Annotated in this window: 12 protein-coding genes and 1 tRNA gene; 5 read left to right on the forward strand and 8 right to left on the reverse strand. The window is 67.0% G+C overall.

The annotated features are described in order from the left end of the window. Window positions 1–27: 27 nt before the first annotated feature. From yegS to D3880_RS14300, 4 genes are all read right to left on the reverse strand, one after another. Window positions 28–942: a lipid kinase YegS gene (yegS, locus tag D3880_RS14285; RefSeq protein ID WP_119894110.1), complete on the reverse strand. Its 915-nt coding sequence runs from the start codon at window positions 940–942 to the stop codon at window positions 28–30. 155 nt (window positions 943–1,097) lie between these two features. Further along, window positions 1,098–2,657 carry an FGGY-family carbohydrate kinase gene (locus D3880_RS14290; RefSeq protein ID WP_119894111.1) on the reverse strand — a complete coding sequence of 520 codons (1,560 nt, stop codon included), beginning with the start codon at window positions 2,655–2,657 and terminating at the stop codon, window positions 1,098–1,100. Between the two features lie 116 nt (window positions 2,658–2,773). Further along, window positions 2,774–4,357, reverse strand: a complete 1,584-nt coding sequence (locus D3880_RS14295; protein ID WP_119894112.1) for a glycerol-3-phosphate dehydrogenase/oxidase — start codon at window positions 4,355–4,357, stop codon at window positions 2,774–2,776. Beyond that, window positions 4,354–5,949, reverse strand: a complete 1,596-nt coding sequence (locus tag D3880_RS14300; protein WP_119894113.1) for an FAD-binding oxidoreductase — start codon at window positions 5,947–5,949, stop codon at window positions 4,354–4,356. The genes D3880_RS14295 and D3880_RS14300 overlap by 4 nt, the downstream gene beginning before the upstream one ends. Before the next feature lie 115 nt (window positions 5,950–6,064). Between D3880_RS14300 and gliR the strand changes: the two genes are divergently transcribed. Then, a complete protein-coding gene (gene gliR, locus D3880_RS14305; RefSeq protein WP_119894114.1) occupies window positions 6,065–7,090 on the forward strand; it encodes an AraC family transcriptional regulator GliR in 1,026 nt (341 codons plus the stop codon). A 62-nt stretch (window positions 7,091–7,152) separates the two neighbouring features. On the opposite strand, the gene D3880_RS14310 is transcribed toward gliR, so the two are convergent. Both D3880_RS14310 and moaB read right to left on the reverse strand, forming a co-directional pair. Further along, window positions 7,153–8,367 (reverse strand): molybdopterin molybdotransferase MoeA, encoded by a 1,215-nt coding sequence (locus D3880_RS14310; RefSeq protein ID WP_119894115.1) that lies wholly within the window; start codon window positions 8,365–8,367, stop codon window positions 7,153–7,155. After that, window positions 8,364–8,903, reverse strand: coding sequence for a molybdenum cofactor biosynthesis protein B (moaB, locus tag D3880_RS14315; protein WP_119894116.1), 540 nt, complete (start codon window positions 8,901–8,903; stop codon window positions 8,364–8,366). Before moaB ends, D3880_RS14310 begins: the two co-directional genes overlap by 4 nt. A 76-nt stretch (window positions 8,904–8,979) precedes the next feature. On the opposite strand from moaB, the gene mobA reads away from it, so the two are divergent. From mobA to D3880_RS14330, 3 genes are all read left to right on the forward strand, one after another. Beyond that, complete coding sequence (gene mobA / locus D3880_RS14320) at window positions 8,980–9,579, forward strand: molybdenum cofactor guanylyltransferase MobA (protein ID WP_119894117.1); 600 nt, start codon at window positions 8,980–8,982, stop codon at window positions 9,577–9,579. A 78-nt stretch (window positions 9,580–9,657) separates the two neighbouring features. Next, entirely contained in the window at window positions 9,658–9,879 is a 222-nt protein-coding gene (locus D3880_RS14325) for a YgdI/YgdR family lipoprotein (protein WP_119894118.1), read from the forward strand. 322 nt (window positions 9,880–10,201) lie between these two features. Continuing rightward, window positions 10,202–10,278 (forward strand) — tRNA-Pro (locus tag D3880_RS14330). A gap of 65 nt (window positions 10,279–10,343) precedes the next feature. On the opposite strand, the gene D3880_RS14335 is transcribed toward D3880_RS14330, so the two are convergent. Then, window positions 10,344–10,580 (reverse strand): glutaredoxin family protein, encoded by a 237-nt coding sequence (locus tag D3880_RS14335; RefSeq protein ID WP_119894119.1) that lies wholly within the window; start codon window positions 10,578–10,580, stop codon window positions 10,344–10,346. A 223-nt stretch (window positions 10,581–10,803) separates the two neighbouring features. Between D3880_RS14335 and D3880_RS14340 the strand changes: the two genes are divergently transcribed. Continuing rightward, the gene (locus tag D3880_RS14340) at window positions 10,804–12,768 is read left to right on the forward strand and encodes a monovalent cation:proton antiporter family protein (RefSeq protein ID WP_119894120.1); all 1,965 of its coding nucleotides are present in this window, start codon (window positions 10,804–10,806) and stop codon (window positions 12,766–12,768) included. Between the two features lies 1 nt (window position 12,769). Here D3880_RS14340 and D3880_RS14345 read toward each other — a convergent pair whose 3' ends face one another. Continuing rightward, a complete protein-coding gene (locus D3880_RS14345) occupies window positions 12,770–13,327 on the reverse strand; it encodes a TetR/AcrR family transcriptional regulator (protein WP_119894121.1) in 558 nt (185 codons plus the stop codon). Window positions 13,328–13,433 lie beyond the last annotated feature (106 nt).

Raw genomic sequence — 13,433 nt, forward strand, 5'->3', positions numbered from 1 at the left:
AGCCGCCGCGACAATGGCACACAGGCATCACGCCTGAGTAGCAGGCATGGCGCCGAGCAGCGGCGAGCCCGCCGGCAAGTGCACGCGCAGCGCCGCCGGGCGCGCGGCGAAGCGCAGGTGCGGACTTTCCATTGGCTCGCCGTCGAGATTGACGTCCAGTCCTTCCGGGGCATCGATTTCCAGCCACGGCAGGCGCGCGCTGATCGATACCGACTCGAGGCCGAGAATGCCGCCGGACAACAGCGTCCCCAGCGTGCCGACCAGATCCTGCGCCGCCGGCACTATGCACAGGTCGAGCAGGCCATCGTCGACCAACGCCTGCGGGCACATCAGATGGCCGCCGCCGGCCTGACGGCCATTGCCGATGCCGAGGGCGAGAAACTCGCCTTCCCAGGCGAAGCCCGGGCCGCTGAAGCGGCCGAAAGCCGAATGCACTTCGGAGAAGCGCGTCAGCCCGGTGAGGAAATAGGCCGCGCCGCCGAGCACCTTCTTCAACTCTTCCGAGGTGCTGGCGGTGACCTTGGAGCCGAAGCCGCCGGTGGCCATATTGAGGAATAGATGACCGCCGACCTCGCCCAGGTCGATCGGCCGCGGCGCCACCTCCAGCAGCTCGAGGGCCTCGCCCGGCAGCAGCGGCACCCCGGCGGCGCGGGCAAAATCGTTGGCCGTGCCCAGCGGCAGCAGCGCCAGACTGGCTCCGCCGCCGGCCTGCACCAGCGCCTCGGCGACCTCGCGCAAGGTGCCGTCGCCGCCACCGGCGATTAGGATCGGAAAGCCCGCCGCCAGTGCCTCGTCGACCAGCCGGCGGGCGTCGCCGGCTTCCCAGGTCAGGCGCACCGCCAGCTCCCAGCCTTCATCGCGCCTAGCCTGCACCGCCGCCCGCACTTCCTCGTTGAGCGCCTGTTTGCCATGCAGGATCAATAACGCCTTGCGCTCGTTCATCACCTCGCCTCATCCAGTCATTGCACTTCAGCGATAGACCGCGCAGCCCTGCGAAAAATGCTACCGCCAACGGCATGGGTATTACTGCGCTCAACCCATCCTACCCTCGCCTGCAGATTGGGTTGAGCGTAGCGAAACGCAAGCATCCCGGCCGTTCACTGCGGATAACCGGTGATCGCGCGGATGCTCTCGTACATCGGCTTGAGCTGTTTGTACATGCGCTGGTAGACCTCACGATACAGGCGCTCATAGGTGCGCTGCGCCTGCGGATCGGGCTGGAACACCCTGCCGATACGCGTCATCGCGGCGATGGCGGTGGGGAAATCGGCATGCAGGCCGAGCCCCACCGCACAGGCGATGGCTGCACCGAGGCCAGAGGTCTCATAAGTGTGCGGGCGCTCGGCCGGCAGGCCGAAGATGTCGGCGGTGAGCTGCATCGCCGCGTCGCTTTGCGAGCCACCGCCGGACACGCGCAAACGGCTGATCTTGCTCCCCGAGCGCTTTTCGATGCGTTCCTTGCCCTGGCGCAGGGCATAGGCCAGGCCCTCGAGGATCGCCCGATAAAGATGCGCGCGGGTGTGCACGTCGCCGAAGCCGATGATCGAGCCCTTGGCCTCCAGCCCCGGCTCGCGGATGCCCGGCGACCAGTAGGGCTGCAGCATCAGGCCCATCGAGCCGGGCGGTACGCCGTTGACCAGTTCGTCGAACAGTGCTTCGGGCTCGACGCCCAACTCCTGGGCGCGCTGCATCTCGCGCAGACCGAACTCCTGCTTGAACCAGCTGACCATCCAGAAGCCACGGTAGATCATCACCTCAGTGTTGAAATGATTGGGGATCGCCGCCGGATAGGGCGGGATCAGCGGGATGGTTTCCAGGTAGGTCTTGCGCGTGGTGTTGATGGTCGCCGTGGTGCCGTAGGACAGGCACGCCGTGCTCGGCTCCACGCCGCCGGCGCCGAGTACCTCGCAGGCCTTGTCGGCGCCGGCGGCGATCAGCGGCAGGCCCGCGGGAATGCCGGTATGACGGCTGGCCTCGGCACTGATCACGCCAAGTCGCTCGCCCGGCTTGACCAGTTCCGGTAATTGCTCGCGGCGCACCGGCATGGCCTGCCACTTCCAGTCGCGTGGTGCCGCCCACTTCAGGCGCTTGTAGTCGAACGGCAGATAAGCCACGCAACTGGTCAGCGAATCGACGAAACGCCCGGTCAGGCGGTGGGTGAGAAAGCCCGAGAGCAGCAACAGCTTGTCGGTCTTGGCCCAGATCTCCGGTTGCTGCTGGGCAATCCAGTTGACCTCGGCCTGGGCACGGAAATAGTCGACTGTCGCTTCCTCGCCGATCAGCTTGAACAGCCAGCCCCAGGGTCCCTTGATCCGCCCGCGCACCTCGGCACGGCGCTGGTCGAGCCAGAGCATGGCCGGGCGCAGCGGCTGGCCGGCGGCATCTAGGTTGATGAGGGTGCCGCGCTGGGTGGTCAGCGCCACGCCCTTGATCAAACGCTTGTCGATGTCGACCTGCTGCCAGAGCCGCCGACAGGCTTCGCCCAAGCTCTGCCAGTAATACTCCGGGTCCTGCTCGGCCCAGCCCGGCTGCTGCGAGTAATAGGCCTGCAACTCGACCTTGCCCTTGCCCACCAGGTTGCCGGCGAGGTCGAAGAGCAGCGCGCGGACGCTCTGGGTGCCGTTGTCGATGGCCAGCAGGTAGCTTGGTTCGCTCAAGATGCGGTCCTTGTTGTTATTGGTTTCGGTCCGGTCCGTAGGGTGGAAAACCGCGAAGCGTTTTCCACCACCTCAGCGGTGGATGTGAAAAGCGGCATCCACCCTACGCCTTGCCCCTACCCATCAATCGGCAGGCTGTAACAGCTACGCCACAGCGCCAGATAGCGCCGCACTTCCTCTTCCCAGCGCGCATCGCTCCAGCCCAGCCGCGCCTGGCACAGCGCACGGATGCGCGGCAATTCGGCGGCAGCGCCCTGCGCCAACAGCAGGCCGAGGCGAGTGCGGCGCAGCAGCAGGTCATCCAGATGCAGCACCAGCTCCTGCTCGGCGGCCAGGCCCAATTCGGCCCACAGCGTGTCGCTGGCGCCGACGCGCTCGCCGCCCAGCTCCTCCAGCAACTCGGCCAGACGCGGCAAGGCACGGCCATACCGACCAGCCAAACGGCGCTGCTGGGCCGGCGCAAGTTGCGGCAGTGGCACGGTGGGCTGCGGACGGAACACTTCAGTACCGTAATCGTCCACCGCGCGCCCCAGCTCGGGCGCGCAGGCGTGCAGTACTTCCAGGGCCAGCAAACGGAAAGTGGTCAGCTTGCCGCCGGCCAGGGTCACGCAGCCAGGCTCGCGCCACAGCGCATGCTCGCGCTTTTCGTCCGAAGGCTTCTTGCCTGCGATACCGTCGCTGACCACCGGGCGCACGCCGGCCCAGGTCGATAGCACATCCGCGCGAGCGATACCCACGGTGGGAAACTGCTGGGCACAGGCGGCCAGCAGGTAATCGACTTCGGCGGCGCTGATGCGCGCGTCCTGATCGAGGTCGTCGCTGTGATCGAGGTCGGTGGTGCCGATCACCGTCGCGCCCTCCCAGGGAAAGACGAACACCGGCCGCCCGCCCTGCTCGTGCATGAAACTGAAGGCATGAGCCAGCGGCAGGCGCCAGCCCGGCAGCAGCAGGTGGCTGCCGCGCAGCGGGCGGATCTGCTCGTGGCCGCCGGCCTGGCGCAGGCGATTGGCCCAGGCGCCGGTGGCCTGGGCGACCATCCGGCTGCGGAAGGTGAAGCGCGCACCGCTGTCGGCATCCTCGGCGAGCAGGCCGGTCACCCGCCCGTTCTCGCGCCGCAACTCCAGCACCTTGAGGCCATTGAGCGCCTCGCCGCCGTCGCCGCGCGCCTCGTCGAGCACGCGTAGCACCAGACGCGCATCGTCGGTCACCGCATCGAAGAAGCGCGTGCCGCCGAGCAACCGCTCTTCCTTCAATCCCGGCGCCAGGTAGCGCAGCTCCTGCAGCGGGTAATACAAATGGTTGCGCTTGCCGGCCATGGCGTCATACAGCGCCAGCAGACCGCCGAACACCCTGGGGCCGGGGAAGCCGCCGCGGTAATGGGCCATCACGAAACTCAGCGGATCGACCAACCCCGGCGCCTCGCCGAGCAGGCGCTGGCGCTCGTGCACCGAATCGCGGGTCAGCCGCCACTGGCCCTTGGCGATGTAGCGCAGGCCGCCGTGGACCATCTTCGACGAGCGGCTGGAGGTGCCCCAGGCGAAGTCGCGCTGCTCGATCAGCAGGCACTTCCAGCCGCGCCGTGCGGCTTCGCGGAGGATGCCGGCGCCGCTGATGCCGCCGCCGACGACGATCAGGTCCCACTCGCGCGCCGCCAGTTCCGGCAGCGCGCGCTCACGCCAGGCGGCGTTCCAGGCGCTCATTCCTGCAGCAGCACGCCGGGATTCAGCCGGCGCTCGGTGTCGAAGTGCTCGGCCAGGGTCTGGAGCACCGCCATGCCCCGCTCGCCCTTCTCCGCCGGCAGATAGGGCGCGTGATCGCGACCGACGCCGTGCTGATGGCTGATGGTGCCGCGGTTGTCGGCGATCACCCGGCTGGCCGCGTGCTTGAGCCGGCGCCAGCGTTCCAGCGTCGCGCCATAGCCGGCCGCCGGGCGGAACACGTAGGTGGTATAGATGCTCGAACCCTCGCCATAGACGTGGGACAGGTGAGTGAACACGTGCACGCGCTCGCCCTCGTCCACCAGGCCGTCGCGCAGGCTGGCTTCGATGCGGTCGAGCAGCGGGTCGACGTTGCACCAGTCGGTGGCGGTTTCCAGGGTGTCGACCACGTAGCCGGCCTGCCACAGCGTCTCGCGCAGGTAGGGGAAGCGGAAGCGCCCTGCCGCCCACTTCTTGCCCAGCAAGGTGCCGGTGAACACCCCGCCGTGCCCCTTGAGCAGGCGCTTGGCCTGCTTCAGCGAGGCGGCGTTCTGCACGCGGTTGCCGGTGACGCCGAAGGTCAGCATGCATTTGCCGGCCGACGCGCCGCGCAGGGCCAGGTATTTCTCCAACAGGGCGATCTGTCCGGGGTGGCCGGCCAGTGCCAGCTGGGTTTCGGTCTCGATGGCATTGGAAAGACGCAGCATCGACAGCGGCACGCGTGCCTGCGCCAGCTCGCGGATTGCCTCCAAAGCACGTGGCCAACTCGGCAGGAACACCGCGTAGAAGCGCTCGTCCTCGGCCAACTGACTGACCCGCACCTTGACCGCGGAAATCACCCCGAAGCGCCCTTCCGAACCGAGCACCACTTCGCGCAGGTCGGGACCGGCGGCGGAGGCCGGGAAGGTCGGCAGTTCCAGCGGGCCGGCGAAGGTTTCCAGCGTACCGCCGGCGAACAGCTGTTCGATGCGCCCGTAGCGCAGCGACTGCTGGCCGCTGGAACGGCTGGCGACCCAGCCGCCGAGGGTCGACAGCTCCCAGGACTGCGGGAAGTGGCCGAGGGTGTAGCCATGCGCGCGCAGCTGGCTTTCCACCTGCGGGCCGTTGGCGCCGGGGCCGAAAGTGGCCAGGCGGCTCTGCTCGTCCAGATCCAACAGGCGGTTCATGCGCGCCAGCGACAGGGTCAGCACCGGCTTTCCGCCGGCCTGCGGGTTGATGTGCCCGGCCACCGAAGTGCCGCCGCCGTAGGCAATGACGATGACGTCCTGGGCGGCGGCCCAGGCCAGCAGCTCGCGGATCTGCGCCACGGTCTCGGGAAAGGCGACACCATCGGGAAACACGCCGAAGTTGCCTTCGCGCATCGCCAGCCAGTCCGCCAGACTTTGCCCACGGGCGTGGCGCACGCGGGTCTCGGCATCGGTGCTGAGCAGCGGATGAGCCGGCAGGCGCGAAGCCGGCACCTGCGCCAGTACGCTGTCCAGGCTGGCGTCGGCCAGCGCCCGGCCGGCGCCGATGCGCCCCGCCAGAAACGCCGCACCCTGCGCCGGCAGTTCCATCACCGTGGCCTCCTCTCCCCAACCGTTCCAGCGCCGCATGGCATTCTCCTGTGCATTTTTAGCTGCTTATACTAGCCAGCCACCTTGCGCGGTCACTGTCGGATCAAGACAACCCGAGTCGCCAATCAAGACATCGAACAATAAGAAGCACGCCATGCACGCACTGGGTTACACCGCCGTTCCCGCCCTGCTGAAATACCTGCGCCTGGCCGAGCGCCAGGGCCTCGATCAGGATGCCGCCCTGAGCGCCGCCGGCCTGCACCGCGCCGATCTGGACGACAACGGCAAACGCCTGCCGAGCGAAGCCCACGAGAAACTGCTCGCGCACCTCCTGGCAGCCTCCGGCGACCCGCTGTTCGGCCTGCACGCCGCCCATTTCGTCCAGCCCGGCTCGTGGAGCGTGCTCGGCTACATCACCATGAACTGCGCGACCCTCGGCGAAGCGATGAGCCGCATCGTGCCCTACGAGAAGCTGGTCGGCGACATGGGCACCAGCCGCGTCGAAGCGGGCGACGGCCATGTGCGGCTGATCTGGAGCTGTCGCCATCAATTGGCGGAGATTCGCCGACATATGGTGGAGAACGTGCTGGCATCCTGGCTGCTGTATGCCCGCTGGATTGCCGACATGCAGCGTTCGCCGCAGGCGGTCTGGTTCGAACATGCGCAGCCGGCCGACACCGAGCTCGCCGAGTACGAGGCGGTATTCGGCTGCCCGGTACGCTTCGGGCAAAGTGTCAATGCCCTGCTGGTGCCGCTGGAATACCTGAACGTGCCGCTGCGCCAGGCCGACGCCAACCTGCTGCGCACCCTGGAGGATCATGCCCTGGCGCTGATGGCCGGACTGGACGCTGACGAGCCGCTGCCGCAGCGGGTGAAGAACGCCCTGCGCCTGCTGCTCAAGGAAGGCCTGCCGCGCAAGGAACGGGTCGCCGAGCGCTTCAACATGACGGTGCGCACCCTGCAACGCCACCTGCAACTGGCCGGCACCAGCTATCAGGAAATTCTCGACCAGCTGCGCCAGGAACTGGCCGAGCACTACCTGATCCGCAGCGACCTGGCGGTGCAGGACATCGCCCAGTACCTGGGCTTCACCGAGTCGCGCTCGTTCCATCGCAGCTTCAAGGGCTGGACCGGGATGACCCCGGGGGAATTCCGCGAAAGCCGCAAGGCATCGCTGTAGGAGCGAATTCATTCGCGCTGCAGGCAGCCCGGAGCCGCCCAGACTCGCGAATGAATTCGCTCCTACACCAGCAACTCGCTCAGCGGAATGAAGTTGACCGGCTCGCCCTCGGCCAGAGTGCTGCCTTCACGCACTTCGACCAGGCCATCGGCCCAGGCCACGCTACGCAGCACCCCGGAACTCTGGTTGGCATAGAGCACCGCACGGCCGTCTTCGAGGCGCGCGCGCAAGTATTCGCGGCGGCTGCCCGGCTTGCGCCAGACGAAACCGGCCGGCACCGGGAAGTGCAGCGGCGCGACCTTGTCCACGCCCAGCCGGCGCAGCAGGTAGGGGCGCGCCAGCAAGGCGAAGGTCACCAGGGTCGAGGCCGGATTACCCGGCAGGCCGAGCACCGGCACGCCCTGGTAGTGGCCGAAAGTCAGCGGCTTGCCGGGCTTGATCGCCAGCTTCCACAGCGCCAACTCGCCGCCCTCGCGTAGCGCCTCACCGAGGAAGTCCGCCTCGCCCACCGACACACCGCCGGTGGAAAGAATCAAATCGACCGCGCTCAGCTGGCCGAGCTTGGCACGGGTCAGCGCCAAGTCGTCGGGCAGGATGCCGGCATCCACCACTGCGCAGCCCAGTTGTTCGAGCCAGCTGCACAGCAGGCGACGATTGCTGTTGTAAATCTGTCCCGGGCCGAGCGGCTGGCCTGGCTCGACCAACTCGTCACCGGTGGACAGCACCGCCACTCGCGGCTGGCGACGCACCGCCAACTCGGCGGCGCCGAGCGTCGCGCACAGGCCCAGCTGTACCGGCCCCAGGCGCGTGCCGGCGGCCAGCACGGTTTCGCCCTGGCGCGTCTCCTGACCCTGCGGGCGTACATGCTGGCCGGGCTTGATCGGCTCGCGAAAGCGCACTCGGCCGTCGGCCAACACCTCGGCGTTTTCCTGCATTTCCACGCAGTCGGCACCGGCCGGCAGCGGTGCGCCGGTGAAGATCCGTGCGCAGGTGCCGGGCTCAAGCGGCCCCGGCGCCTGGCCGGCGAAGATGCGCTGGCTGACCGCCAGCGGCTCGCCCTGCCAGTCGGCCTGGCACAGCGCGTAACCATCCATGGCACTGTTCGGCCAGGGCGGCAGATCGAGACTCGCCAGCAACGGCTCGGCCAATACCCGGCCGCGCGCCTCGGCCAGCGGCAAGCGTTCGCACTCACAAATCGGCGTCGCTTCCGCCAGTTCGAGCAGGCGCGCGAGCGCGGTCTCGACCGGCATCAAGCCGGGATGGTCGTCGCCACTCATCCGCGCGACTCGCAGGGCGCCACCGGTTTGAGGTGGGTGACGAAGTTGCATGGGCGGTGACGGGCGTCCAGTTGCTCGGCGAGGATGCCGTCCCAGCCGGTGCGGCAGGCGTTGGTCGAGCCCGGCAGGCAGCACACCAGGGTGCCGTTGGCCAGCCCGGCGAGGGCGCGCGACTGCACGGTGGACGTGCCGATGTCGGCCACCGAGATCTGCCGGAACAACTCGCCGAAGCCCTCGACCTGCTTGTCCAGCAGACAGGCCACGGCTTCCGGGGTGCTGTCGCGGCCGGTGAAGCCGGTGCCGCCGGTGATCAGTACCACCTGCACGCTGTCATCGGCGATCCAGGCAGCGACCTGGGCGCGGATCTTGTACAGGTCGTCTTTCAGCAGCACACGTGCGGCGAGGTTGTGGCCGGCGGCGGTGAGTCGGTCGACGAACAGCTGGCCGGAGGTGTCGGTGTCCAGAGTACGGGTGTCGCTGACAGTCAGCACGGCGATATTGAGCGGCACGAACACCGCATCAGCCTTGTGGCTCATGGCTCTATTCCGGTTGTGAGAGGGGACAGGCGGGTGTTATATCACAGCCCCCGCACGCTCAGTTCAGGAGCCCCGCATGACCGCCGCGCCCACCCTGCCCACCTGCTCCGTACTGCTGCTTGCCGGCGGTCGCGGCCAGCGTATGGGCGGCGCCGACAAGGGCCTGCTGGAGTGGCGCGGGCAGCCGCTGATCGCCCATCTGCACGCCCTGGTGCGACCGCTGACAGACGATCTGATCATCTCCTGCAACCGCAATGCCGAGCGCTACGCGGCCTATGCCGACCGCCTGGTGCAGGACGACAGTGCCGACTTCCCCGGCCCGCTGGCCGGCATTCGCGCCGGGCTCGCCGTCGCCCGCCACGACCACCTGCTGATATTGCCCTGCGATGCGCCCTTGCTCGACCGTGCGTTGCTGGAGCAGTTGCGCCGGGCCGCCAGCCGCCAGCCGAAGCAGGCCGCGATGGTGCGTCAGGGCGAATACTGGCAGCCGCTGGTCTGCCTGCTGCCGAAAAGCCTGGCTGGCGCGTTGGAGCAGGCCTGGCAGCAAGGCGAACGCAGCCCGCAGCGGGCGCTATTGCGGCTTGGCGTGACTGCGCTGGACTGCCCGCTGGATGACCCGCGCCTGGCCAATCTGAATAGCCCGGAACTGTTGCGCGACCCGCTCGGCAGGGGCTGACCGGCAAGATTTTCGGGAACCTGAGCCGCAGATTTACGTCAGATGAACGGCAATCACCGCTTAATCTGGAGACAAACGATGACTCAACGGACTCTTCTCGCACTCATGCTGACGCTCGGCCTCGGCACCCTGGCCGGCTGCGCCTCACCTACGGTGATCACCCTGAACGATGGTCGCGAGATCCAGGCGGTCGACACGCCGGAGTATGACGACGAGGCTGGTTTCTACGAGTTTGAACAGCTGGACGGCAAACGCACCCGGGTCAACAAGGACCAGGTACGCACAGTCAAAGAGCTGTAAGAACCTGTTTACGATCTGCTGCGCGTCGGCCATCCGGCGTTAAAAACAGCCTCGGAAAGCTCATTTACAGCTTGTAAACTCCGCTTCCTCGGTTGTTTTTGCCTTGTCTGGCTCTAGCTCGCGCGATCGTAAACAAGTTCTAAGGCAACAGGCCAGCGGTCACGGTTTGCGCACCTGCCGACCAGCAGGTGCGTGACCGCCTCGAGGCCTCGCCAAGTCCGGCCTTAGCATGATTTTTTTTAAAACCACCGCGCCTTACCGAACAAAAAATCTACATAACCTCTTGTGCTGCAAAAGTTTTTCAGTATTATTGTCGCCACTTCGGAGTGTAGCGCAGCTTGGTAGCGCGTCTCGTTCGGGACGAGAAGGTCGCAGGTTCGAATCCTGTCTCTCCGACCAAACCCGAAAAAACCCGCCTTCATGGCGGGTTTTTTATTGCCTGGCGTTTTTCGGTGCAGAACGCTTCAACGCAGAAAGGTCACCACCTGCTCGGCATCGAACGGCCAGTTGAGTTCGGCGCCGGTATCGCAACGACGCAACACCGGAATCAACAAGCCGTACTGCTCGACCCACTCCTCACGTTCGGCGATGTCGACCAGTTCGACCAACAGGCCGTTCTCGACGAAAGGCATCAGCAGCGCTTCGGCCACTTCGCAAAGATGACAGCCAAGGGTGCCGAACAGTTGGCATTCGGGAAGCATGGACAGGCCTCGAGGGAAATTCAGATGCGCAGTTTAACACTTGCTCCCGCGGCCGCTGGCGCCGAACCTGCCGCCTCGCCCCTGCTGTGCTTTGCTGAGTAACAAGGCGGTATACGGGCGCACAAAACTTTCGCCACGCTTGATTCGGATCAAACCATAGGGCGACGCCGAGCGGGATGCTAGCCGCTGTAGCGGTGGAAGCTGAAGTCATGGGAGACGCTATTTGTTCGCCAATCTGCTGATCATCTTTTCTTTCTCGCTGGTGGTCATCGCCCTGTTCCGGCGCCTGAATTTGCCGCCGCTGCTGGGCTATCTGTTCGTCGGCGTGCTGATCAACCCGGCGGCCCTCGGCTGGGTCGGCCAAGGTGAAGACCTGCCGAAGCTGGCCGAGTTCGGCGTGGTGTTCCTGCTGTTTACCCTCGGCCTGGAATTCTCCCTGCCACGCATGCTGGCGCTGCGCAGCGTGGTGTTCGGCCTCGGCAGCCTGCAGGTGCTGGCCTGCGGCGTGCCGCTGGTGGCGCTGCTGCACTATGGCTTCGACTTGCCGGCGAATGCCGCGCTGCTGCTCGGCGCCGGCCTGGCGTTGTCGTCGACCGCCATCGTCACCAAGGAACTGAGCAGCCTCGGCGAGGTGTTCAGCAGCCACGGTCAGAATGCGATCGGCGTGCTGCTACTGCAGGATCTGGTCGCAGTGCTGTTGCTGACGCTATTGCCGGCGCTGGCCGGCGACGGTGGCGCCAGCTGGCATCTGGCGCTGGGCCTGACGCTGGGCAAAGCCTTGCTGCTGTTCGCCGGCATGTTCCTCGTCAGCCGCTGGGTATTGCCCCGCTTGTTCCACGAGGTCGCCGCCGCGCGCTCGCCCGAACTGTTCGTCCTGCTGGCGCTGGTGCTTGTGCTGCTGGCCGCCTGGCTGACCCACTTGCTCGGCCTGTCGCCGGCCCTTGGCGCCTTCCTCGCCGGCATGCTGCTGGGCGAGAGTCATTACCGTCATCAGATCGAGGCGGACCTCCGCCCGTTCCGCGACATCTTGCTCGGCCTGTTCTTCGTCAGCGTCGGCATGCTGATCGACTTCCACCTGTTCCTCAGCCATGGCTTGCAGATCGCCACCCTCACCTTGCTGCTGATGCTGATCAAGGGCGCCGTGATCGCCCTGCTAGTCAGGCTGCGCGGCGGCGACGGCACCAGCGCCTGGCGCACCGGCCTGGCGCTGGCCCAGGGCGGCGAGTTCTGCTTTGCCCTGGTCACCCTGGCGACCCAGGCCCACCTGCTGCCGCCAGGGTTCGACGGCCTGCTGCTGGCCGCGACCTTCTGCTCGATGGCGCTGACGCCGCTGCTGCTGCGCGCCGCTCCGCGGCTGGCCGAGCGACTGGCGCGGCAGCGGCAGCCGCACAGTTCGGTGGCGGACATCAACGCGGCCAGCCAGGACCTGGACCAGCACGTGGTGATCTGCGGTTACGGTCGGGTCGGCCAGTCGATCGGCCGCTTCCTGCGCCGCGAGAACATCGCCTACATCGCCCTCGACGACGACCCGGTGCGCGTGCAGGAAGCCGCCGCCGGCGAAGCCTGCGTGCACTATGGCGACTCGCGCCGCCCCGACTTGCTGGAAGCAGTCGGCCTGACACGGGCGCGCCTGCTGGTGGTGGCGGTCAACGATAGCGAGGCGACGCTGGGCATTGTCCAGCTGGCCCACCGGCTCAATCCGCAGCTGGTGATCCTGGTCCGCACGCGGGATGACACTTATCTGCACCAGCTGCAGGAGGCCGGCGCCACCGAGGTGGTGCCGGAAGTGCTGGAGTCGAGCCTGATGCTCGCCTCAACCGCCCTGCTGCTGCTGGGCCTGCCGCACCAACAGGTACAGGCCCAGATCGCCGAGGTGCGCCGCAGCCGCTATCGCCTGCTGCATGGCTATTACCACGGCGCGCAGACTGAACTGCTGGATAACCGTGGCCAGCAGCGGGTCCTGCTGCATGCGGTGAACCTCAACGAGAACGCCTATGCCTGCGGGCGGCCGCTGGGTGAACTGGCGCTGGAGCAGCTAGGCGCCGAAGTGCAGGCCGTGCGCCGGAACGGCGAGGAACTGGCGCTCGGCCAGCAAACCCAGCTGCGCAAAGGCGATGCGGTGGTGCTGTCCGGTTCCCTAGAGGCCATCGAGAGCTGCGAGGCGCGCCTGCTCGGCGGGCTGGACTGAGTCAGACGCCCGCCGCGGCGAGCAGTTGCTCCGCCGCCTCGCGGGCCTCCCGCCCCTGACTGGCCGGCCCCTGGATGTGCGCCATGGTCATCGCGCCCTCCAGCAGGAATTGCAGCTGCCGTGCCAGCCGCTCCGCATCGGCCACCTTCAGCGCCGCCAGGTTGCGCTGGAAATACTCGCGCACCACCGCCTTGTAGGCCGCTGCCTGCCGGTGGATGGGATGGCCACGGTCGTGGAACTCGGCCGCCGCATTGATGAACAGACAGCCGCAGAACCGCTCGCCTTCGGTGAGCGTCTGCACGAAGTCGAACACGCCAAGCACCCTCTCCCGCGCGCCCAGGCCCTGCTGCGCCTCGCTCAGGTCTTCGGCTATCTGCCGCTGACGGGACTCCAGGGCGGCGACGATCAGCTCGTCCTTGGACTTGAAGTGCTTGTACAGCGTCATCTTCGCCACCCCTGACTCGGCCAGGATGCGGTCGATGCCGGTGGCGTGGTAGCCCTCGCGGGCGAACAGGTCGAGGGCTGTGTCGAGCAGTTGCTCGCGTTTACTGGATGCCATGGGGTACCTCCTGGCCCGCCATTATGCGCGAGCCGCCAGCGCGAATCTTCCGGAAGGCTGCGAAGAGCGATTTCACGCTTGAACTATACAGACCTGTCTGTCTATT

Source organism: Pseudomonas cavernae, from assembly GCF_003595175.1.
Classification (GTDB): Bacteria; Pseudomonadota; Gammaproteobacteria; order Pseudomonadales; family Pseudomonadaceae; genus Aquipseudomonas; species Aquipseudomonas cavernae.

Excerpts from the sequence above, each read along its gene's own strand:
- gliR (WP_119894114.1), top strand. The coding sequence starts at position 6,065 with ATGCACGCACTGGGTTACACCGCCGTTCCCGCCCTGCTGAAATACCTG.
- D3880_RS14345 (WP_119894121.1), bottom strand. The coding sequence starts at position 13,327 with ATGGCATCCAGTAAACGCGAGCAACTGCTCGACACAGCCCTCGACCTG.
- D3880_RS14300 (WP_119894113.1), bottom strand. The coding sequence starts at position 5,949 with ATGCGGCGCTGGAACGGTTGGGGAGAGGAGGCCACGGTGATGGAACTG.
- mobA (WP_119894117.1), top strand. The coding sequence starts at position 8,980 with ATGACCGCCGCGCCCACCCTGCCCACCTGCTCCGTACTGCTGCTTGCC.
- D3880_RS14325 (WP_119894118.1), top strand. The coding sequence starts at position 9,658 with ATGACTCAACGGACTCTTCTCGCACTCATGCTGACGCTCGGCCTCGGC.
- D3880_RS14310 (WP_119894115.1), bottom strand. The coding sequence starts at position 8,367 with ATGAGTGGCGACGACCATCCCGGCTTGATGCCGGTCGAGACCGCGCTC.
- moaB (WP_119894116.1), bottom strand. The coding sequence starts at position 8,903 with ATGAGCCACAAGGCTGATGCGGTGTTCGTGCCGCTCAATATCGCCGTG.
- D3880_RS14335 (WP_119894119.1), bottom strand. The coding sequence starts at position 10,580 with ATGCTTCCCGAATGCCAACTGTTCGGCACCCTTGGCTGTCATCTTTGC.
- yegS (WP_119894110.1), bottom strand. The coding sequence starts at position 942 with ATGAACGAGCGCAAGGCGTTATTGATCCTGCATGGCAAACAGGCGCTC.
- D3880_RS14295 (WP_119894112.1), bottom strand. The coding sequence starts at position 4,357 with ATGAGCGCCTGGAACGCCGCCTGGCGTGAGCGCGCGCTGCCGGAACTG.